Source organism: Kribbella sp. VKM Ac-2568 (genome assembly GCF_004345365.1).
GTDB lineage: Bacteria > Actinomycetota > Actinomycetes > Propionibacteriales > Kribbellaceae > Kribbella > Kribbella orskensis.
Genome location: NZ_SLVF01000005.1, coordinates 303,151 through 324,055 on the forward strand (window position 1 = coordinate 303,151; position 20,905 = coordinate 324,055).

A 20,905-nucleotide genomic window follows, 5' to 3' on the forward strand; every position below is an offset into this window, starting at 1 on the left:
CCGGTCCCGCCCCGCGAGCCCGGGTGTGCGCGATTCACCAGTCCTGAGCAATGCTGTCCGTATGAGCTGGGCTATCTACGCGATGCGAGGGCCAGGAGGCGTACGCCGCCTCGAGGACATTCCGGACGGCTACGAGCCGCCGTCCCTCGGTACTGCGGAGGCGGTGGTCGAGGCCGTTCGCGAGGTGGTGCCGGGCGTGGACGCGAGCAAGCGGTCCTGGCTGCTGCTGAAGAGCGACGAGTACGACGTCGAGATGACGATCGGCAAGGATGTCGAGGTCCGGGACATCACCTTCTACATCAACGACGGGGCCCGCTCGATCCCGGTGGTGATGGAGATCAGCAGCCGGCTGGGCGTCACGCCGTACGACACAGAGTCGGGCAACTTCCTCACCGAGGAGTCGAAGCCGCCGGTACCGCCGCCGCTGACCGAGGAAGAGATCAAGGACAACAAACCCAAGTGGTGGAAGTTCGGCCGCAGCTGACAACCGCTCGTACTGCGGTGCCGGTGGTCAGGCGGCCGGGCGGGTGGCAACCAGGGTGCCGATCTTGTTGATGCGGTGCTCGGGGTTGCCGAGGGCGTCGCTCCAGTAGTTGCCCTCCGCGTGGTCCTCCGGGGTCGCGCAGGTGGAGAGGGTGATCATGGCGCGGGTCGGCTTCTCCCCCGGCCGACCGGGGACGGCCGCGTTCTGCTGGGCCTTCTCCTCAGGTTTGCGGAACGAGATCTTCATCGTCTTGATGACCACGTAGTCGTAGATCATCCCGTCCGCGGTCACCAGGATGTGGTCGCCGTTCTGCAGCTCCGGCACCCGCCCGAACGGTCGCCCGTGCGTGGTCCGGTGCGCGGTGAGGATGAAGTTGCCGGTTTCGCCCGGACCGACCCCGCCGGCCGATCCGCGCGGGCTGGCGGCGGCCCCGCGGTTCTGGATCACCGTGCCGGGGCGATCGTCCGCAGTACCGGTGTATGCCACTACCCGCAGCTCGCGTACCCCGATCGCCGGGATCCCGATGCTCATCGCGGTCGTCGTCATCGTCCGCTGGGCCGTCGGCTTCGGCTGCGGGCGCACGGTCTTCTCGGGCACCGAACGCTCAGGCTCCGTCGGCTTCGGGTCCAAGGTCGGCTTGGTGGGTGTGGTCGGCGGTGCCGTCGAAGGCGTCTCGGCGATCGTGTCGGCGACGTCCGAGCAGCCCACCAGGGCAGCCGTCAGCAGTACCGCGACCGCCAACCGCCCCACCATGCTGAAAAAGTAGCTCGCAACGCCAACTAGGCCGGGGCGTGCTCCTTCAGAACAGCCATGAACGCGCGCATCCAGCCCGGGTGGTCCGGCCACGCGCGCCCCGACACCACGGTGCCGTCCACGACCGCGTCACCGTCGACCCACTCGCCACCAACGGCCCGGATGTCGGCCGCCAGGGCAGGGTACGCCGACGTCTTGCGCCCCTGCAGTACTCCGGCCGCCGCCGGGATGAGTGGTCCGTGACAGAGCTGCGCCACAGGCTTCGCCTCGCCGTAGAAGTGCTTCACGATCCGTAGGCAGTCCTCGTCGTTGCGGATGTACTCCGGCGCGCGGCCGCCCGGGATCACCAGCGCGACATAGTCCTCGGGATTCACGTCGGCGAAGGCGAGATCGGCCTGCCAGGTGTGCCCGAGCTTCTCCGTGTACGTGTCGAACCCGTCCACGAAGTCGTGCACCACGAACTGCAACTTCTTCGCACTCGGCGCCGCCACGTGGACCTCGTACCCCTCCTCCTGCAACCGCTGGTACGGGTAGAACACCTCGAGCGTCTCCGCCGCATCCCCCGTGAGAATCAATACCTTCGCCATCACAACTCCTCCGCCGCCGGATCCTCCAGCCAGCCTCCGCCGCCCCCTCGCACCCGGTCAACCCCCTCGCCGTACCAACCGCATCCTGCAGACAATCAGGGGGTGGTGAGGGTCGCCGGGCCTAGGTGGAGTGTGCCGGAGGTCAAGGGTGTGCAGCGGATGCCGCCGTGGCCGCGGAGGGCTTTGAAGGCGCCGGGGGCCAGGACCTGGTCCATCCAGGCGCAGGGGTTGGCGGGGCGGTGGGCTTGGAAGGTGATGGGGCCGGAGCCGCTGTCGAGCGTGAAGGTGGCGCCTGGGACGCGGTGACCGGGTTCATCCAGGCGCGCGGCCAGTTGGTCTACGGGGAAACCGCGGAGCGCGATGTTGCGGCGGGGTAGGTGCGGGTCCGGGGCGGCCGGGAGGCCGAGGTCGTGGGCGAGCTGGTCGAGGACGCCGGCGTCGAAGACCGTGACTGCGGCGTTGCGGTGGATCGCCTGGTTGAAATATCTGTCGCCGACGATTCCGAGCCCGGCCTTGACCGTGACCTCGGAGCGCTCGATCGGCGCGGGATCAGGCCGCGGCCCGTCCAGAGGCCGCCCGTCGAACGCATGCACCGCCGAAACCACCAGCGCGACGATCTCCACCGGCACACCCTCAGCCACGCCCCCACGCTACTCGCCACCCACCGGCCCGACCGCGCTCGCCCAAGCCCCGACGTACGCTGGCGCCCGCCGGGGGTCAGCCCCAGGTGAGGGGGTCCAGGAGGTGGTAGAAGGCTAGGCGGGTGGGATCGGTGGGGCCGTAGGTGGTGAAGAAGGTGGGGGCGGTGCCGGGGTGTAGTTCGTCGAGTTGGGCTCTGAGGAGGGCCAGGTCGGAGTGGCGGTCGGCGATACCCAGGCGGCCCAGGTCGATCAGGCCGGCGCATTCCAAGGTGTCGGGGTCGAAGAGGACGTTCGGGAGGCAGGCGTCGCCGTGGCAGACGACCAGGTCGGCCGCGGGCACCTCGGCGAGCGCAGGAACCTCGGCGAGCTCGGCGTGGATCCTGGCCAGCAGGTCTTCCGGGCGGACCTGGCGCCACTCGTCGGTGAGGAACGCCGAGTTCACGGCACCACGCCGTACTACGTCCTCTGCCTGGCTGACGACGTCGTGCAACCGCCGCTCGAACGGGCACTTCTCCGGCGGGAACTCATGCAAGGACCTGATCACCCCCGCGAGGCTGTCGGACAGAGCGCGAGACCAGGGCAGGTCGGCAGCAGCGACCCCAGGAACGGCCGTCGTCAGCAGGTAAGCGCCATCGACGGACTCAACCCAGTCGACCACTTCAGCACCAGCCCACCCGGTCCCGGCGAGCCACTCCACCCGGTCACGCTCATCACGCAACTCCGGCACCCCAGCGGCGCTGCAGCGCTTGGCGAAGACGTCACCGCGGCGGAACACCTCGGCCGCCGACTCGCCAACAGTCACCGGCTCCCACCCACTCCCCGGCAGCTCCATCGATCAATCCTCACACAAGCGCCGCTCACCCCGAGGCCACCAGGAGGCGGACTATAGAGTCCCCTCAAGGTGGTTCTGACCGAGATGCGGAGCCGGACATGACGATCCTTCGCTGGCTGCGAACGCGGGATGCCAACCTGTCCGCCCTGCGCCGCAGCGCCCGGGCCGCGCTCGTGATGCCGGTGCTGTTCGCCCTGTACGCCGAGGTGGTCGGTGACCCCAACGCCGCGACGTTCGCCGCCTTCGGCTCGATGTCGCTGCTGATCTTCGTCGACTTCGGCGGCCAGATCCGGGATCGCGTCCTCGCCCAGGGGTCGCTCGTGCTGGCCGGAGCGGTGCTGATCTGCCTCGGGACCCTGGCGGCCCAGCGGATCTCGCTCGCGGTACCGGCGATGTTCCTGGTCTCGTTCGCGGTGTTGTTCAGCGCCGTCGTCAGCTCGGTGTTCGCCAGCGCGACCACCGCTCTGCTGGTCACCTTCGTGCTGCCGGTCAACCTCCCGGGAGCCGTGAGCACCATCCCGGATCGGCTGCTCGGCTGGCTGACCGCAGGCCTGGTGTCGATGATCGCGATCGCCGTCCTCTGGCCCGCACCCACCAAGGATCCGTTGCGGCTGGCAACAGCCCGGACCCTGGCCCTCCAAGCCAGAACCCTGCGCACCGAGGTCGCCCGCATCCGCGCCGCACATGGTGCCCCGAGCACCCAAACCGACAACACCCCGCCCAGCGACGCCCAGACCAGCGACGCCCAGGTCACCGACGCCCAGGTCACCGACGGCCAGACCGCCGACGCCGAGGTCACCGACGAGCTGACCGACAGCGCCGAGGCCGTCGCGGACCTGCGCAGAACCTTCTTCAGTACTCCGTACCGCCCGACCGGCCTGTCCACCGCGACGCGGACCCTGGTCCGGCTGATCGACCAGATCCTGCTGCTCCAGTCCGTCCTAGAGCAGCCCCCGCTCGCCCACACCCCGGGACGGCACGTCAAAGCAGTCTGCGAGGTCAAACTCGCCGCCGCGACCCTGCTCGACCACGGCGCCACCGTGCTGGAAACGGTCGGCGACCCCGCCACCCTCGACGCCGACCTGGCCCAGCTCCGGAAGACCCAGCGGGCAATGGAAGAAGCCATGACCTCGGCCCTTCCACTCAAGGAGGACCAAGCCGAATTCGTCACCTCACTGGAACCGGGCTTCCGTGCCCAGGAGATGGCCTTCGCGATCTCCGAGATCAGCGAGAACCTCCGCTTCACCGTCGCCGCCAGACGCCGTACCTGGTGGCAACACGTCGCCGGCAGCCCACCACCGGGCGCGGGATCGGTCCTCTCCTCGGCGCAGGATCGCGCCGGTGCCCACGTCGAGCGGCACTCCGTCTGGCTGCACAACAGCGTCCGCGGTGCCGCCGCCCTCGCGCTCGCAGTACTGGTCGCCGATCTCACCGGGGTCGGCCATTCCTTCTGGGTGGTCCTCGGCACTCTGTCGGTACTGCGGTCCAACGCGCTGACCACCGGCCAGAACGTCGTCCACGCGCTGGCCGGAACGGTCGTCGGCATTCTGATCGGCGTCGCCCTCATCTTCACCGTCGGCTCTGACACCATGGCCTTCTGGTTCATCCTTCCGATCGCCGTCCTGTTCGCCGGCCTCGCGCCCGCGGCGATCTCCTTCGCCGCCGGGCAGGCCGGCTTCAGCGTGGTGATCCTGATCCTCTTCAGCCTGATCCAGCCGGCCGGCTGGGAACTCGGCCTGGTCCGGATCGAGGACGTCACCCTCGGCGCCGTGGTCAGTCTCGTGATCGGCGTGGTGTTCTGGCCACGCGGCGCCGTCCCCGCGCTCCGGCAGGCCCTGTCCGAGGCGCTCTCCGACAGCGCCCGCTACCTCGGCAGTTCAGTCGCGTACGCCGTGTCGCGGTGCGACGCGCTCGCCCCGCGGGCGGACCCGCCGGCCGGAGAGGCTCGCGAGGCGGCGGCGTCCGCTCGGCGGCTGGACGACGCCTTCCGCGGGTTCCTCACCGAGCGCGGCACCAAGCAACTCCCGCTCGCCGAGGTGACAGCCCTGATCTCCGCGGTCGCGCTGATCCGCCTGACCGCCGAGTCGATCCTCGACCTGTGGCGCGACGACCAGGGCGAACCGGGCGTCGACAGAACGGCCGCGCGCGCCGAGATCATCGCCGCGACCGACCAGGTCCTCGCCTGGTACCAGCAGGCCGCTCAGGCCCTCGCCGGTCCCGACGACATCCCGGCACCACTGACCCCCGACCACTCCGCGAATGCCCGGCTCGTCGACGCAGTACGCCGGGACCTGGGCGGGGCGGAGACCCCGGTCGCAGTACGGCTGATCTGGACCGCCGACCACCTGGACGCGATCCGTCGCCTCCAGCAAAGCCTGTCGGCCCCGGCCGAGCCGCTCAACCAGAGCACCCTGGCGAAGTCTCCCGCCTGAAATCTAGGACGAGGACTCGCGGATGATCAGCTGCCAAGGGAAGTCGAAGACCTGGCCGGGAGCTCCTTCGCGGTCGGTCAACCGGCCGACGATGATCCGGCTCAGGGCCGCGTTGAACCCGACCGGACCGACCGTCGACAGCGACGGATCCAGGTGTTCGCCCTCCGGGGTGTTGCCCACCCCGATCACCGCGAGATCGCCCGGCACGTCCAACCGCAGCCGATGCGCCGCCCGGATCGCCGCGATCGCCGCGAAGTCCGTGGTGCAGTACAACGCGGTCGGCCGGTCCGGCTTGGTGAGCACGGACATCGCCGCCCGGTAGGCGCCTTCGGGATGCGGCTCGAAGGTCGCCACCTCGCCGAGCGGCAACCCGGCGGCCGCCATCGTCCGCCGGTACGCGTCGAAGCGCGGTGACCCCTCGAGCTTCGACGTGAGCGCGCCGATCCGGGTGTGCCGTTCGAGCAGATGCTCCACGGCCAGGTGACACCGCGGCTCGGCACCCGACCGGATCACGTCGAATCCTCGCGGCTCCAGCACCTCGCTGAACGCCACGATCTGCACGCCCTGGTCCGCGAAGGACTCCAGCTGATCCACCAGCTCCGGATCGTCGGCCACGTGGTCGATGAAGATCACGTCGGGCGTCCGGTTCGCCAGCACCGTCCGCCAGTCGCCGTCGGCAACGATCAGCGCGGTCTTCCCCAGCGGAGTCACCGCTTCGCTCACCGCAGCGGCGACAGCCTGCGCCCACGGATCGGCGAGCACGCTGAGCGACAGCAGAACGAGATCGGACTTGCCGGTACGAATTGCGCGCGCCGCGTCGTTGCGCCGGTACCCGAGCCGGGCCGCCACCTCGCGCACCCGGTCCGCGGTCGTCTCGGAGATCGTCTGGCTGCGGCGATGACCGGACAGCACGTACGACACCGTGGCGATCGAGACCCCCGCCTCGGCGGCCACCGTACGCAGCGTCGGCTTGTCGGTCATCCCCGTCGGCATGACACCGATTCTCTCAGAACGGTGACCTCAGCCCTTGACGGCGCCGGTGATGACGCCCTTGTTGAAGTGCCGCTGCAGGAACGGGTAGACCATCGCGATCGGCACCAGCGCGACCACCACGACCGCCATCTGCAGGGACTGCGGTTGCGGCGGCGGCGCGACGCCCAACTGGTCCGCCGACAGCGACTTGCCCTGCAGCACGTACGTCCGCAGGATCACCTGCACCGGCCACTTCGCCGTGTCGTTGAGGTACAGCAGCGCGTTGAAGAACGCGTTCCAGAACCCGACCGCGTAGAACAGCCCGACCACGGCGATCACCGCCTTCGACAGTGGCATCACGATCCGCCGCAGGATGGTGAAGTCGCTCGCCCCGTCGATCCGCGCGCTCTCCAGGATCTCCTGCGGCACGTTCATGAAGAACGTCCGCATCACCACGAAGTTGAAGGCCCCCAGCGCACCGGGCAGGATCAGCGACCACAGGCTGTCGATCAGCCCGAGCTGCTTGACGATCAGGAACATCGGGATGATGCCCGGCGCGAACAGCAGGGTGAACAGCACCAGCAGCAGCACCGGACGCCCGAACAGCACCGGCCGCGAGGTGGCGTAGGCCAGCGCGATCGTGGTGGCAAGGGCGATTGCAGTGCCGACCACCGTGACGAAGACGCTGACCATGATCGCGCGTCCCATCAGACCGCCGCTGAACAAGGTCTCGTAGGCCTTCACCGTCGGGTGCGACGGCCACAGCACGTACCCGCCGGCGGAGATGATGTCCTGGTCGCTGGCCAGCGACGTCGACACCACGACCATGATCGGGATGATGATCGCGAGCGCGAAGCCGCCGAGCACGACCGCCTTGATCGTCTGGTAGGCCGGCGACGGCCGCTCCTTCCAGATCGGCCTCATGACTGTCCCCTCTTCTGGAAGATGCCGGGTTCGCCCAGCCGGTGGGCGATCGAGTTGGCGCCCCAGAGCAGCAACGCGCCGACGACTCCCTTGGCCAGACCGGCCGCGGCCCCGCTGCTCCAGTCACCGCCGACCACGCCGGCGTAGTACGTGAACGTGTCCAGTACTTCGGCCGCGCCCGGGCCGACCGAGTCGCGCTGCAGGATGAACTGCTCGAAGCCGACGCTGAGCACGTCGCCGATCCGCAGGATCAGCAGCAGCACGATGACGGTCCGCATCGACGGCAGGGTGATGTGCCAGAGGCGGCGCCACCGACCGGCACCGTCCGCGGCGGCCGCCTCGTACAGGGAGACGTCCACGGCGGACAGCGCGGCGAGGAAGATGATCATCGCCCAGCCGGCGTCCTTCCAGACCAGTTGCGCGACCACCAGCAGCGGGAAGGTGTCCGGGTTCGTCATGAACGGGATCGGGTCGAGCCCGGCCTGCCGGAGCAGGTTGTTGACGAAGCCCGCACCACCGAGCGACTGCTGGAACAGCGCGATCACCAGCACCCAGGACAGGAAGTGCGGGAGGTACGCGATGGTCTGGAACGCCCGTCGGGTCCGGTTGCTGACCAGGGAGTCCACGATCAGCGCCATCGCCAGCGGCACCGGGAAGAACAGCACCAACTGGACGAACGCGAGCACCAGCGTGTTGCGCAACGCGTCCCAGAAGTCCGGGTTGGCGTACAGGTTGATGAAGTTCTGCACGCCGTTCCACTCGCTGTGCATGATCCCGAGGTACGGCTGGAAGTCCTGGAAGGCGACCACGTTGCCGAGCACCGGCACGTAGAAGAACACCAGCAGGAACAGCACGCCGGGCACCATCAGCACCAGCATCTGCCAGTCCCGCCGCAACCGGACCCCGAACGGCAACTCCTGTCCGGTACTGCGCTGACGCCTGCCGCGCCGCCGCTTGGGCGTTTCCCTGACTGTCTTGGCGGAGTCCGGCCGCTCTGTCACCAGTGTCATCGGCGGACTCAGGACGCGGTGACCGGAACGCCGGCGGGCAGCACGGCCTCGAACTCGCCGCGCATCTTGTCACCGCCGCCGGACTTCCAGCGCTTCAGCGCCTCGTCGTACGCGTCCATCTTCTGCCGGCCGGTGACGATGTCGATGATCGTGTCGCGGAACGCCTCGGTCAGCTTGGGTCCGACCTTGCTGCTGGTGTCGGAGTACGTGCCGGCGGTCGGGTTGCGCATCGCGTATTGCAGCAGCTTCTGCTCGGTCGCGTGCACCTTCCGGGTGTCCTCCGGATAGGCCGGGTTGAAGATCACGCTCTCCGGCGCGGTCATGATCTGCAGCGCGCTGACCAGACCGGGCGCCTGCTGGTTGCCGGCCTGGGTGAGCACCGGGTTCTTCTTGGCGTCCAGCGAGTACTGCTGGCCCGCGGTACCGAAGTTCTTCTGCAGGTACTCCTTGGTGCCGAAGGGCGCCGAGAGGTAGTTGACCAGGGCAAGGAGTTCGCGGATCCGGCCTTCGTCGGTCTTTTTGAACGGGGTGAACCCGACGGTGCCGTAGCCCATGTCGTAGACCGGCTTGGCCTTGCCGTCGTGGCCGAACGGGATCATCGTGTCGACGAACAGCGTCGGGTCGGCGGCCCGGAAGTCGGCGGTCGCCCGCGGTCCGACGGTGACCTGCGCGGCGATCTGGCCGTTCACCGTCTTCGGCGTCGCGTCGGCGAGGTTGAGGTCGGGGTAGAAGACCTTCGCCGCCCACAGCTTCGCGGCGTACTCGACCGCGGCCTTGTAGTTGTCGGTCTCGTAGAGGTGCGTCAGCGAGCGGTCCTGGTTGACCCGCCAGCTGTTCGGGGCGCCGAACCACTCGCCGAACATGTGCAGCATGTTCACGATCGCCGGCTCCAGCGCGTAGTTCGTGCCGCGGGTCAGCTCCTTGCACTTGGCAAAGAACTCGTCGGCCGTCTTGCACTGCAGACCGCCCACCTTGGCCCAGGTCTTAGGGTTGCCCATCATCACCTGGCCGAACGGCGTGGACGGGATCGGAGCGCCCCAGATCTTGCCGTTCACCACCGCGGTCCGCCAGGAGGCCGGCTTGAGCGCCGCGAGGTTCGGGTACTCCAGCACCGCGTCGCCGGCCAGGTACTTGGTCAGGTCCTGGAACTTCGCCTCCAGCATCGGGCCGATGTTCGGGATGCCCTGGTTCGGCGGCAGCCACATCAGGTCCGGCAGCGAGTCGCTGGCCAGCAGGGTGGCGAACTTCTCCGGGTAGCCGGGGTCGGTGCCGATGGTGAGCTTCAGGTCCGCGCCGAGCGCCTGGTTCAGCGCCTGCCACATCGGGTTGCTGCCCATCGGCGGCGGGGGCGTCGCGAACGTCTCGGTGAGCGCGGTCACCGCGTTCTTCAGCGGCGGCGCCTGCACGCTCGCAATCGCGTTCTCGGGGAACTGCAGGAAGCCGGGCTCGAGACCGGACTCGGCGCCGGCCAGTTCGGGTCGCAGCCCCTCGAACGCCTTGTACGTCGGCAGTGCCACGTCACTCGACGCCTTGGCGCCACCGCTCGCCGCGCCGCCGTCGCCACAACCAGCCAGCGTCGGGCCGAGAACGACCGCACCCAGCGCGGCACCACCCAGTCCCAGGAACCGCCTGCGCCCGTACCTGCTCTCCATAGCTGACCTCACCCTTTGCTCGATCTGACCGTTTGTGATCCGAATTTGCATCCAGCACTCACTAACGATCACTTAAACGTTAACCGGGACCGTAAACCCAGCCCTCCCGATCACGCAAGACCGAACCGAAGATTCACACCTCCGCAACAGCCGGGATACGCGGGTCCGCCAGCCTGGAGGCATGGACAAGCTGCCCAGTTCAGACTTCTCCCGGCCTGACAGCTCCCGGCCTGACATCTCGCGGGCCGTCACCGCCGGTACGGCGTGCGACGTGTGCGGGCGGTTGCCCCATCCGGCTCGGCTCCGCCTGACCCTGGCCAAGCTCGCCGCGATCTTCCCGGTCGAACTAGCTCTGCACGCCCTGATCCTGCGGGTACACCCGCCTTACCTCGTCTCCGTCAGCCTGCTGGCCCTCATCACCACCGCGCTGGTGATCTGGGTGATCGAGCCGTCCACCATGCGGCTGCTCCGGACTTGGCTGCATGCCCCCGACCACCACGCCCGGCACCAGGCTCAGACCGGTCTTCGGCAGGCGCCGTCACTCTGGCGGATCAGGGTCACGCTGGAGGACCGGGCCGGCGAACTGGAACACCTCACCCACGGACTGGCCGAGGTCGACGCCAACATCCTCGGCCTGCACATCCACCCGGTCGCGGACGGCGTACGGGATGAACTCGTGGTGTCCACTCCGGACACGGTTCGGCCGGAGGAGTTGCTGGACGTCATCACGGCTGCTGGTGGCCGGAACGCGCATCTGTGGCCGACGACTGCACTCGCGCTCGTCGACGGGCAGACCAAGGCGCTGAGTCTGTCCGCGCAGGTCGTCGCCGATCCGGCGGAACTCCCGCACGCGGTGGCGGAACTGCTCGGCGCGCAACAGGTCACCGATCCCAAGGCCTTCGAGGGACAGCAGTTGCCCAGCGACGGAACGATTCTGAAGATCCCGTCGCCGTGGAGTGGGCTGTATGTGTTCACGCGGCCGGGCGAACCGTTCACTCCGGCGGAGTCCGCCCGCGCCCATCGCCTCGCCCAGGTCGCCGAAGCATCCCGGGCGCTCAGCCCGGCGCGGTGATTAGCCGCGGTCAGTGGTGATCAGTCGCGGTTGGTGACTTCGAAGGCGACTACGGCCGCGGCGACAGCGACATTCAGGGACTCGACGCCGGCGTGCAGCGGGATCTGCAGGTCCTCGTCGGTGGCGACCGAGATGCCGTTCGTCTCGCCGCCGAGGACGAACACCGAGCGCGGTGCCAGTTCGGCCTTGAAGAGAGACTGCCGGGAGCGCGCGGACAGGCCGTAGATGCGATAACCGGCCTCGGTCAACAGATTCACGGCCGCCTTCGCGGTGGCGACGTTGACGATCGGGGCCTGGAACGCCACCCCGGCTGAGGCCTTGATCACCAGCGGCCCGACGTGCGGCGTACCGGCTTTCGGCAGGATGACGCCGTCGAAGCCGGCGCCGGTGGCGGTCCGCAGGATCATCCCGACGTTGCCCGGATTGGTCACGCCGTCGAGCAGGAAGACCTTGGTCGGCCGCTTGCCGCGAGCCCGGACGAACTCCGCCAGCGGAGTCATCCGGGGCGCGTTCACGTCGGCGACCACGCCCTGGTCGTGCTTGCCGTTGCCGGCCAGCCACTTCACCCGGGTCGCCGTCGCCCGCTCGACCGGCGTGCCGGTGCGGGCCGCGGCCTTCAGGATGTCGTCCAGCGAGTGCCCGCCGGCGTTGTCCGCGACGATGATCTTGGCGACCGACAGGGCGGGATCGTTGAGCGCCTCGAGCACCGGCTTCCGTCCGAAGATGGTGATCCACTTGTCCCGCGGCGACAACCGCTCCCGCTCCTCCGAGCCCTTCTGGTTCACCGCATCACCGTACAGGCGTCGGCGCGGTGGGCGAACTTCCGCGTCAACAGAGTCCTTCCGATAGTTTCGGAATCGGATCGCGGAAAATTCCGGTTATAGTTCCGATAGTTTCAGTGCTTCCTCCCCGGCGCTGCGAAGGAACCGTTCATGATCGAACACGTGGTCCCGTTCCGCCAGGTCGATCTGCGACGACTGGCCGCCGACGCACGCCTCGGCCGACCGATCGCAGCCACCTGTACTTCGCTGTGGTTCCGCCCCGACGCGTACTTCGGAGCGCGGCGCGCGGGCGAGGCGGAGTACGGGACTGTGCGTCAGGTCGAACTGCTGCTGAGCGTGCTCGGCGATTGGACCGAGGTGGTCGCGGTCGCCACGCGGCGGACCCGGCGGACCGCGATCGAGGAGTTGACGGCGGCACTCGTGGTGTTCGCCGACGGCACCATCGCGACGGTGCTGAACAGTCTGCTCGCGGCGCGGGAGGTCGGCTGGTTCCGCTTCGACTTCGAGCACGCGACGGTCGAGATCGACCAGCAGCAAGGGATTTGCAAGCTCAACGCGACCGCGGGCCGGGAGCAACCGGTCGTCCAGGCGTGGACGGAGAGCGTCAGCACATCAACGGCAACTGAGGAAGTAGAGGCAGTCGATCGAACGGCGGGGCACGAGTTGCTTGCCGCGCTGCGCGAGGCGGCTCGGACCGGGCGGTCGGTGCGTCGGGGTGAGAGTCGCGATGAGAACGCCTTCACCGCGACCGGCTGAGAACCGCGACCGGCTGAGGACCGCGACCGGTTGAGGACCGCGACCGGTTGAGATCTGCGCGTGATTGAGATCTCTGGACAATCCCGGTAGACCCTTGAACCGACCTGGACTAAGGAGCTTGGGTGGCGACCGCTGACGGAGCCCGCATCACCATCACCGACATCGCCCGCGAGGCCGGGGTCTCGGTGCCGACGGTGTCGCGCGTGCTGAACGGCCGCGCCGACGTGGCTCCCGGCACCCGCGCCAAGGTCGAGGGACTGCTCGAGCACCACGGGTACCGCCGCCGCGGCTCGCGGCAGACCGAGCGCGCCAACCTGATCGACCTGGTCTTCAACGACCTGGACAGCCCGTGGGCGGTCGAGATCATCCGCGGCGTCGAGGAGGTCGCGCACAGTTCGGGGATGGGCACGGTCGTGTCGGCGATCCACCGCCGGTCGACGTCGGCCCGGCAGTGGATGCAGAACCTGCAGGCCCGGACCTCCGACGGCGTCATCCTGGTCACCTCCGGCCTGGAGCCCAGACTGCAGGCGGAGTTGCGGCGACTGCAGGTGCCGAGCGTGGTGATCGACCCGGCCGGAGTGCCCAGCCTCGAGGTTCCGACCATCGGAGCGACGAACTGGGCCGGCGGGCTGAGCGCGACCGAGCACCTGATCAAGCACGGCCATCGGCGGATCGGGCTGATCGCCGGACCACCCCGGTTGCTCTGCAGCCGCGCCCGCCAGGACGGGTACAAGGCGGCGCTCGACGCTGCCGGGCTTTCCTGCGACGGCCTGATCTACGAGGGCGACTTCTACCACGAGTCGGGATTCGTCGGCGCCGGTGAACTGCTCGACCTGGCCGACCCGCCGACCGCGATCTTCGCCTCCAGTGACCAGATGGCCCTCGGTGTCTACGAGGCGGTCCGCCGTCGCGGGCTGCGGGTGCCGGACGATGTCAGCGTGGTCGGGTTCGACGACCTGCCCGAGTCCCAGTGGGCGAGCCCGCCGCTGACCACGGTCCGCCAGCCGCTGGCCCAGATGGGCATGGTCGCAGCCCGTTCGGTCATCCGGCTGATGAACGGCGAAGACCTCGAGAGCCCCAAGGTGGAACTGGCCACCGAACTCATCGTCCGCGACAGCACCTACGCCATCAGCTGATCGGTGGCAGCGGCAACCAGGTCGGCGCGGAGTTCGTGGCCGCCGTCGAACTCGCGGTAGTCGACGTCGTAGCCCTCCTGGCGGAGTACCGGCACTAGCCGCCGGCTGCAGCGGTCGATCGGCAGCACCTGGTCGCTGATGCCGTGTGAGACGAAGATCTTCGGCCGGCCCGGCCGTGGTCCCGAGACCACGAACCCCGGCGAGTAGGCGAGCACGTGGGTGAAGAGGTCACCGTTCACCAGCCCGAGGCTCAGGGCGTACGACGCGCCGTCGGAGAACCCTGCGATCCCCAAGCGAGCGGGATCGACCGCGAACCGCTCGAACGCCTCACGCAGGACCAGATCGAGCGGGCCGACGTCCGGGCCGAACCCGCCCCGGATCACGTCCCAGGTGTAGTCCTGCGATTTGGGTGCCAACAGCAAGAATCCCCGCTGCCGCGCCTCGTCCTGCAGGTATGGCAGGGCGTGGCGCGGGTTCGAGGTCGCTCCGTGCAGCAGAACCACCAGCGGCACCGGACCAGTGGGCAACTCCGGCGGCACCAGCAACGCGGCCGAGCGATCCTCGGCCCCGAGCCAGTGGAGCCCGGCCGCGAAGGACTCCCTGCTCGTCCCACCCGGCCTCGCATTCAGCATCCCGGACTGCCACCCCTGCCGCACCCCATCGGCCACCTCACGACCAGTCATCTGCAGACCATACCCAGCACAGCCCGCCGAGGTTGTCGGCGCCCAAGCCGGTACGCCGGGCCGCGCCGCGCGGGTTGACCAGCGCGGCGCGGGCGCACGCAGTACGAGGTGGTCAGGCTTGTTTCGGGGCTCGCCAGAGGAGGGAGTTGAGGGGATCGTCGGAGGGGCGTTCGACGCAGTTGTTGTGTTTCGGCTTGTCCGCGCGGCCCCAGGCGTCGTCACCGAACCAGGGCGGAACCCCGAACGGCAGATCGCGAAGCGGGACAGCGGCGTAGTCCGTCTCCAGGAACTTCGGGCCGTAGTTCGGCCCGGTCGCGTCGCCGTCGGGATCAGGCGCGACGATGTCGCGCAGGTCCGTCACGGCCTTGCGCCAACTGTCCAGCAGCACCTGCGGACTGCGGCTGGACGGATGCGGCACCTCGAAGACCGGCACGTCCGGTTTGCTGTCCCACAGCCGTACCGCGGTACGCGCCTGCGCGCCGAACGCCACGATCGCCTGGGTGTTCGGTCCGGTGATCAGGTCGAGCAGGGCGTTGCGCCAGCGCAGGTGGTCCTGCTCCGACAACAGCGGCGCCGCCTGCTGCGCGCGGGACGGTCTCAGCGCATAGGCGTAGGCGTTGACCAGCGCGTAGCTCGACGTCAGCCCGAGCTTGGTGAGGAAACCCTGCACCCGTTGGCCCGCGTCGCCGACCAGCGTCCGGCCTGCGATCCGCTCGGTCGGGCCGGGATCGGACGCCACCCCGAGCAGCCGCGCCGACCGGTTCAGCCGGCCGCGGTAGAAGATCGGTCCCCAGTCGTACCAGAAATGGTCCCGGTATGCCGCATAGCTGGGCAGCGCGCCGAGATGCCGTGCCACCGCTGCCGGTGGACCCGCGTCGAATTCCACCATCAAATGCCTCCCCCTGGAGGCTCAATAGCCTACGCTCGAAAACAGGGCCGGGGGGTCTTTGATCAGGGGAGGCGGCCATGTTCGTTCTGCGCGGCACCGTTGTCACGTTGCGACCGGACGGGGAGGTGCTCAGCCGCGGCGCGGTCTATGTCGGCGACGACGGCCTGATCGCCGCGGTCACCCCCGGCGACGACGAGCCGCCCGGCTTCGAGAACGCGCCCCGGATCACCGCGGGCGGAGTGATCTATCCGGGGCTGATCGACCTGCACAACCACCTGATGTACAACAGCCTGCCGCTGTGGACCGAACCGGCGCGCAAGGTCCCCTGGACCTCGCACAACCAGTGGGGCGGCGCCCCGACGTACAGCGACACGATCAGCAAACCCGCCCGGCTGCTGGGCGCCGCGGCCGGACGAGCCCTGCTCCGGTACGTCGAAACGCGGGCCATCGTGGGCGGGACCACCTCGATCCAGGGCAACCCGCGCGGCGCCGTACCGCCGGACAACGACCTGATCCGCAACGTCGACTCGGAGAAGCTGGGCACCCGGGAGGACTTCATCCGGGTCAGCACACTCGTTGCCGACAGCACCGAAGCGCTCGCGTCGTACGTGACGGCGGTGCAGCAGGGGCGCGGCTTCATCGCGCACACCGCGGAGGGCACGGATCCCAAGCTGCGCAAGGAGTTCCAGCTGCTCGACGACGTCGGGGTGGTGAAGCGGCAACTCGTCGCTATCCACGGCGGCGCGCTGACCGCGGAGGACTTCGCCAACCTGCAGGGCGGCGGCTCCAGCCTGGTCTGGTCGCCGTTCTCGAACTACTGGCTGTACGGCGCGACCGCGGATGTCACCACGGCCAAGGCGAAGGGCGTCCGGCTCTGCATCGGCTCGGACTGGGGACCGTCGGGCACCCGCAACGTGCTCTGGGAGCTCAAGGTCGCCGATCTGTGGAACAAGACCCAGCCGCAGCGGGTGTTCACCGACGAGGAACTGGTGCGGATGGCCACCTCGAACCCCGGTGACGCCTTGTCCGGCGTCTGGCCGCATCCGGTCGGCCGGATCGAGAAGGGCGCACTGGCCGACCTGATCGTGGTTGGTCGCGGCCAGGACGACGTGCATCGCAATCTGATCGCCGCGACCGAGGCGGACATCCGGCTCGTTGTGGTCGGCGGCCGCGCGCGGTACGGACTACGGGCGCTGATGTCCACGCTCGCTCCCGCCGCGACCCGGATCAGCGTCGGCAGGCTCAGCCGAGCGATCGACTACGGCGACCCGGCCGTCACCTGGAAGTCCGTGGTCGGTGACCTGGAGAAGGTCCGAAAGAACCCGGAGCGCGCGGCCGAACGAGCGGTGGACGCCTTGACCGCACTGGCTGCCGACGGCGTGGCCGGCGAGGATTCGTTCGTGCTGCTGCCCGACATGCCGGCGCCCGAGGTGGACGTCGACGCACGCCGCCGGAACGGCCCGGTCGCAGAGGCTCCCGCACCAGTCAAGGTGCCTCCGCCCGAGCCGCTCACCACCGGCGCGTCCTGGTTCGACGCCGTGGACGCGAACCCCTTCCACCAAGGACTGCTCTCCGGCCTCCGCGACTACGCCTGATCACGCGGCGCCCGGATCTCACGCGGGCCGGACCTCACGCAAGCCTGGACCTCACGCGGGCTTGGTGGCCTTGCCGTCGAGCCACAGGGTGTCGGACTCGTCGCGGTGGACGCCGGTGGTGCCGACGTGCTTGGTGCCGATCTTGGGTCCGTTCTTGATCACGTGCACCAGCGCCATCGCGTGTCCCCGGCCGAGGTCGTAGTCCTCCTTCAGCCAGTCCGCGACGGCTCCCGCCTTGGCGTCCGGCCCCTCGAACCCACGCTCCCGGGCCAGGTCGACCAACTCCCGCGGGGTCAGTCCGGTCTTCTCCTCGATCTTGTCCAGGTAGGCCTGAAACGACATCCCGATCACCCTTTCGCGAGCAGCCCCAGCGGCCGCCTCACCCCAGCGTCGAAGACCTCACCCCGAAATCGACACCAGCCGCTCGAGAAGTTTCCAGGGAAGGTTTGCGGGGGGATCGGTGTTGAGGAGGTGGCACAACTAGACAGAGGAGGCTGCTGATGAAGGTTCGACGTTCATTGCGCGCGTTGAAGGCCAAGGACGGCGCCCAGGTGGTGAAGCGGGGCAAGAGGGTCTACGTCCTCAACCGCAAGAACCCCCGCCTGCAGGCCCGCCAGGGCTGACCCAGCCCGCCTGAACTCCACGTGCGACCCCCGGCTGTCACAACCGGGGGTCGCTTCCTGTCTTTCCTGACAAGGATCGGTAGACAGACAGGAGCAGGACCTTGGTGACCAGCAGGATCCGCGTGCGCATGCGGGCCCGGGCGATCGACGAACCGCACCGGGCCTCCAGCCAGCTCGAACTGCTGTTCGACCTGACCTTCGTGGTCGCGATCGCGGCCGTCACCGTGCAGTTCGCGCACAGCATCGCGGACGGTCACGCCCTGGACGGCCTGCCGCCGTTCCTCCAGGTCTTCTTCGCGATCTGGTGGGCGTGGATGAACTTCACCTGGTTCGCCTCGTCCTACGACACCGACGACGTCCCCTACCGGCTGCTGACGATGGTGCAGATGGCCGGCGTCCTGGTGCTCGCCGCGGGTGTCCCGGCCGCGGCCGACCACAGCGACTACATCGGTGTCACCTCCGGCTATCTGATCATGCGGATCGGCCTCGTCGCCCAGTGGTTGCGAGTCGCCGCCGAGGAGCCGGCGGACCGCCGTACTGCGCTGCGTTATGCGGGCGGGATCTCTGTCCTCCAAGTGGGCTGGATCCTGCGCGTCTTCCTGGTGGAGCAAGGCCTTCTGTCGTCGTCTGTCCAACTGCTCCTCGTCCTTGCCCTGGCGAGCCTGGAGCTGGCCGTACCGTGGTGGGCGGAGCGGACCCAGTCCACCAACTGGCACCCGCACCACATCGCCGAACGGTACGGGTTGTTCACCATCATCCTGCTCGGCGAGAGCGTGCTCGCTGCGACGGCCGGAGCTCAACGGGCGCTGGAGGCCGGCGAGGTCACCTGGTCTCTCATCGTCATCTCGGCCGGCGGACTCGTCCTCCTGTTCGCCCTCTGGTGGCTGTACTTCCTGCAACCGGCCGGCGCGGGTCTCGCGGAGCGCCGCGATCGCTCGTACCTGTGGGGCTACGGGCACTACGGCATCTTCGCGTCCCTGGCTGCTCTCGGCGCCGGCCTGGAGGTTGCGGTCGAGCAGACCGGCCACCACGCCGAGGCCTCCTCTGTCGCCGTCAGCTATGCCATCGCAGCACCGACCGGCGTGTTCCTGATGCTCGTGTGGGCAGTCCACGCCCCGCTCGTCTCGACGCCGACGATCCCGGCGGCAGCCTCCTTCGCGAGCGTTCTCATCATCCTCCTGCTCCCGCTGGCGACACCATGGTTCGGCGTCCCCGGCACCACCGCCGCGACCGCAACCGTCTGCGCACTGCTGGTCGCCGTCACGATCGGATCAGCGCCCGTCGCTCGTGAGGCGCAGACCGCGGCGGGTTGACCCGGGGCAGGGACCGGTCGGACAGCGGCGACCTTGGTCCGGGCGCTCCGTCAAAGGCCGCAGGCGGCCGGAAGCCGTGTCATCGTAGGTTGATCATGGCAGCGGCGTCTCGAGGTGGAACACCTCCCGCGGTCTGGCCGGTCGGGCGGGTCGCGGCCATGCTCGGCGTGCCCGCGGTGACGATCCGGAGCTGGGAAGCCCGCTACGACATCGCGCCCCCGACCCGCTCCCCTGGCCGCCACCGGCGCTACAGCAGCGAGGACATCGCCCGCCTGCGCCGCATGCAACGTCTGATAGCCGCCGGTACTCCGGCCGCCGACGCCGCGCGCCTCAGCGCGATGGCGCCCGACCAATCCGATCCGCCGCCTGAGCTACCAGCAGCAGAACAGGTCGCCGCGCTGCTCGCCGATCTGGAGTCCTTCCGGATCGACGAGGCCGGTGCGAAGCTGGACGGTTGCCTCCGGCAGCGCGGACTTCAGCCCGCCTGGGAGGACGTGGTCGCTCCGGCATTGCGGCGGCTGCAGGACCGCTTCCAGGACAGTGCCGACTGCATCGACCTCGAGACTCTGCTCGCCGACGAAGCTGCCCGCGCGGTCGATCGCTACACGGGCGGCCGCCTGCTCGGTGAGACCGCCGACAGCCCGGTGTTGCTCGCCTGCTGCCCCGGCGAACGCCACTGGCTGCCGCTCAAGGTCCTGCAGGGCGTCCTCCTCGAACGAGGTACCCCCGCTGTGCTGCTGGCCCCCGACCTGCCGCTCGACGCAGTACTCCGGGCCGCCCGCCGCGCCTCACCCCGTGCGGTCGTGCTCTGGTCGCTCACCCCGCGCCCGGCCCAGGCGATCCTGCGCCGTCGCCTCATCGCCCGCGGCGAGCAAACCGTCGCCGCCGGCCCCGGCTGGTCCCCCAAAGTCGGCCCCCTGACCCACTTGGACGACGCCGTCCACCTCCTCTCCCGCCTCTGAGTCAGCCCCTTCCGCAGACCCGGGCCGATCTGGTACTGCCCGAACCACGTTCGAACCCGGCGTCGCTGCACCTCAGGGACAGTACAAACCGAACCTTGTCGCCGGTGTTACCAACAGTTACGGGCCGAAGTCTGTTTCAGCGGGGTGGCTTGGTGAACGGGACGGATCGAGAGTCGTGGACCAGTTCGATCTGGTCCGACAGGGCCCATTCGGCCACGCGAGAGACGGTGGCGGCCGGGATCAGGAGGCTGTGGCCCGGTGTTGCCGGGATGTTCGTGGTGGCGTGGGCGTCGTGCGGAAGCACCACCCGGTAGCCGAGGGACGACGCCGCCCGGGCGGTCGCGCTGACGCACATCTCGGACATCAATCCACAGACCGCCACCGAGCGGACCCCTCGCGCTGTGAGCAGGTCGGCCAGATCGGTGCTGTCGAAGGCGTTGTCGCGCGGCTTCCGGATCACGCTCTCGCCGGCGTCGACCGGCAGGTGCAGCGCCCAGCCCGGGGTCCCGGGCTCGTCGGCCATCCCGGCCGCTCCGTCGTTCTGGACATGCACGACCACCGTGCCGCTCGCGCGAGCCGCCGCCAGCAGGACCGCAGCACGGTCGACCAGGCGCTCCGCGTCCGGCACCGCGGCAAGGCTTCCCATCTGGAGATCGATCAGCAGCAGGGCCTCGACAGGCGTCACGTTCTCCGGCATGCTCGCGATCCTCGCCGCGCCCCTTCGGCTCGGTCAAACCGATTACTGTCCAGCGGACCCCGGACCGCCGTACGGCGAGGTGGTGGTGCAGGCTCGCTGCACAAGTTCAG

General features: G+C 69.1%; 22 protein-coding genes. 9 read left to right on the plus strand and 13 right to left on the minus strand.

Going from position 1 to position 20,905, the window contains the following annotated elements; genetic code table 11:
* Positions 1 to 61 precede the first annotated feature (61 nt).
* The gene (locus tag EV648_RS15960; RefSeq protein ID WP_132291345.1) at positions 62 to 484 is read left to right on the plus strand and encodes a hypothetical protein; all 423 of its coding nucleotides are present in this window, start codon (positions 62 to 64) and stop codon (positions 482 to 484) included.
* 27 nt (positions 485 to 511) lie between these two features.
* Here EV648_RS15960 and EV648_RS15965 read toward each other — a convergent pair whose 3' ends face one another.
* The 4 genes from EV648_RS15965 to EV648_RS15980 all read right to left on the minus strand — a co-directional run bounded on the left by EV648_RS15965 (position 512) and on the right by EV648_RS15980 (position 3,297).
* Positions 512 to 1,237, minus strand: coding sequence for a class E sortase (locus EV648_RS15965; protein WP_241995232.1), 726 nt, complete (start codon positions 1,235 to 1,237; stop codon positions 512 to 514).
* Positions 1,238 to 1,263: 26 nt separating this feature from the next.
* A complete protein-coding gene (locus EV648_RS15970) occupies positions 1,264 to 1,824 on the minus strand; it encodes a DJ-1/PfpI family protein (RefSeq protein WP_132291348.1) in 561 nt (186 codons plus the stop codon).
* 95 nt (positions 1,825 to 1,919) lie between these two features.
* Positions 1,920 to 2,465 carry a molybdenum cofactor biosysynthesis protein gene (locus EV648_RS15975; RefSeq protein ID WP_199234638.1) on the minus strand — a complete coding sequence of 182 codons (546 nt, stop codon included), beginning with the start codon at positions 2,463 to 2,465 and terminating at the stop codon, positions 1,920 to 1,922.
* A 76-nt stretch (positions 2,466 to 2,541) separates the two neighbouring features.
* Positions 2,542 to 3,297: an aminoglycoside 3'-phosphotransferase gene (locus EV648_RS15980; RefSeq protein WP_132291351.1), complete on the minus strand. Its 756-nt coding sequence runs from the start codon at positions 3,295 to 3,297 to the stop codon at positions 2,542 to 2,544.
* 98 nt (positions 3,298 to 3,395) lie between these two features.
* Between EV648_RS15980 and EV648_RS15985 the strand changes: the two genes are divergently transcribed.
* Entirely contained in the window at positions 3,396 to 5,729 is a 2,334-nt protein-coding gene (locus EV648_RS15985) for an FUSC family protein (RefSeq protein WP_132291354.1), read from the plus strand.
* A gap of 3 nt (positions 5,730 to 5,732) precedes the next feature.
* Here the strand turns inward: EV648_RS15985 and EV648_RS15990 are convergent, their stop codons facing one another.
* Genes EV648_RS15990 through EV648_RS16005 form a run of 4 tightly spaced genes read right to left on the minus strand, consistent with a single transcriptional unit; the run spans position 5,733 to position 10,287 of the window.
* Positions 5,733 to 6,722, minus strand: a complete 990-nt coding sequence (locus tag EV648_RS15990) for a LacI family DNA-binding transcriptional regulator (RefSeq protein WP_132291357.1) — start codon at positions 6,720 to 6,722, stop codon at positions 5,733 to 5,735.
* Between the two features lie 27 nt (positions 6,723 to 6,749).
* Entirely contained in the window at positions 6,750 to 7,625 is an 876-nt protein-coding gene (locus tag EV648_RS15995) for a carbohydrate ABC transporter permease (protein ID WP_132291360.1), read from the minus strand.
* Positions 7,622 to 8,635, minus strand: a complete 1,014-nt coding sequence (locus EV648_RS16000; RefSeq protein WP_241995234.1) for a sugar ABC transporter permease — start codon at positions 8,633 to 8,635, stop codon at positions 7,622 to 7,624. The genes EV648_RS15995 and EV648_RS16000 overlap by 4 nt, the downstream gene beginning before the upstream one ends.
* Positions 8,636 to 8,643: 8 nt before the next feature.
* The gene (locus EV648_RS16005) at positions 8,644 to 10,287 is read right to left on the minus strand and encodes an extracellular solute-binding protein (RefSeq protein WP_132291363.1); all 1,644 of its coding nucleotides are present in this window, start codon (positions 10,285 to 10,287) and stop codon (positions 8,644 to 8,646) included.
* Positions 10,288 to 10,468: 181 nt separating this feature from the next.
* Between EV648_RS16005 and EV648_RS16010 the strand changes: the two genes are divergently transcribed.
* The gene (locus tag EV648_RS16010) at positions 10,469 to 11,359 is read left to right on the plus strand and encodes an amino acid-binding protein (protein ID WP_241995236.1); all 891 of its coding nucleotides are present in this window, start codon (positions 10,469 to 10,471) and stop codon (positions 11,357 to 11,359) included.
* A 20-nt stretch (positions 11,360 to 11,379) separates the two neighbouring features.
* On the opposite strand, the gene EV648_RS16015 is transcribed toward EV648_RS16010, so the two are convergent.
* Positions 11,380 to 12,144, minus strand: coding sequence for an RNA methyltransferase (locus EV648_RS16015; RefSeq protein ID WP_132291366.1), 765 nt, complete (start codon positions 12,142 to 12,144; stop codon positions 11,380 to 11,382).
* Positions 12,145 to 12,291: 147 nt separating this feature from the next.
* Here EV648_RS16015 and EV648_RS16020 point away from each other — a divergent pair, with 147 nt between their 5' ends.
* Positions 12,292 to 12,897 carry a hypothetical protein gene (locus EV648_RS16020; protein ID WP_132291369.1) on the plus strand — a complete coding sequence of 202 codons (606 nt, stop codon included), beginning with the start codon at positions 12,292 to 12,294 and terminating at the stop codon, positions 12,895 to 12,897.
* A 122-nt stretch (positions 12,898 to 13,019) separates the two neighbouring features.
* Positions 13,020 to 14,033 carry a LacI family DNA-binding transcriptional regulator gene (locus EV648_RS16025; RefSeq protein ID WP_132291372.1) on the plus strand — a complete coding sequence of 338 codons (1,014 nt, stop codon included), beginning with the start codon at positions 13,020 to 13,022 and terminating at the stop codon, positions 14,031 to 14,033.
* On the opposite strand, the gene EV648_RS16030 is transcribed toward EV648_RS16025, so the two are convergent.
* Both EV648_RS16030 and EV648_RS16035 read right to left on the minus strand, forming a co-directional pair.
* Positions 14,018 to 14,716: an alpha/beta hydrolase gene (locus EV648_RS16030; protein ID WP_241995237.1), complete on the minus strand. Its 699-nt coding sequence runs from the start codon at positions 14,714 to 14,716 to the stop codon at positions 14,018 to 14,020. The two genes, EV648_RS16025 and EV648_RS16030, sit on opposite strands and share 16 nt — an antisense overlap.
* A gap of 112 nt (positions 14,717 to 14,828) precedes the next feature.
* Entirely contained in the window at positions 14,829 to 15,605 is a 777-nt protein-coding gene (locus EV648_RS16035; protein ID WP_132291375.1) for a uracil-DNA glycosylase family protein, read from the minus strand.
* Between the two features lie 77 nt (positions 15,606 to 15,682).
* Between EV648_RS16035 and EV648_RS16040 the strand changes: the two genes are divergently transcribed.
* Positions 15,683 to 17,200 (plus strand): amidohydrolase family protein, encoded by a 1,518-nt coding sequence (locus EV648_RS16040; protein WP_132291378.1) that lies wholly within the window; start codon positions 15,683 to 15,685, stop codon positions 17,198 to 17,200.
* Between the two features lie 51 nt (positions 17,201 to 17,251).
* Here the strand turns inward: EV648_RS16040 and EV648_RS16045 are convergent, their stop codons facing one another.
* Entirely contained in the window at positions 17,252 to 17,542 is a 291-nt protein-coding gene (locus EV648_RS16045; protein ID WP_132291381.1) for a DUF4287 domain-containing protein, read from the minus strand.
* A gap of 158 nt (positions 17,543 to 17,700) precedes the next feature.
* Here EV648_RS16045 and EV648_RS16050 point away from each other — a divergent pair, with 158 nt between their 5' ends.
* The 3 genes from EV648_RS16050 to EV648_RS16060 all read left to right on the plus strand — a co-directional run bounded on the left by EV648_RS16050 (position 17,701) and on the right by EV648_RS16060 (position 20,098).
* Positions 17,701 to 17,823, plus strand: a complete 123-nt coding sequence (locus tag EV648_RS16050) for a ribosomal protein bL36 (protein ID WP_132291383.1) — start codon at positions 17,701 to 17,703, stop codon at positions 17,821 to 17,823.
* A 104-nt stretch (positions 17,824 to 17,927) separates the two neighbouring features.
* On the plus strand, positions 17,928 to 19,136 hold the full coding sequence (locus tag EV648_RS16055; RefSeq protein WP_241995238.1) for a low temperature requirement protein A: 1,209 nt from the start codon (positions 17,928 to 17,930) through the stop codon (positions 19,134 to 19,136).
* A 95-nt stretch (positions 19,137 to 19,231) separates the two neighbouring features.
* Positions 19,232 to 20,098, plus strand: coding sequence for a MerR family transcriptional regulator (locus tag EV648_RS16060; protein WP_132291386.1), 867 nt, complete (start codon positions 19,232 to 19,234; stop codon positions 20,096 to 20,098).
* Positions 20,099 to 20,234: 136 nt separating this feature from the next.
* On the opposite strand, the gene EV648_RS16065 is transcribed toward EV648_RS16060, so the two are convergent.
* On the minus strand, positions 20,235 to 20,795 hold the full coding sequence (locus EV648_RS16065) for an isochorismatase family protein (RefSeq protein ID WP_132291389.1): 561 nt from the start codon (positions 20,793 to 20,795) through the stop codon (positions 20,235 to 20,237).
* Between the last annotated feature and the right edge of the window lie 110 nt (positions 20,796 to 20,905).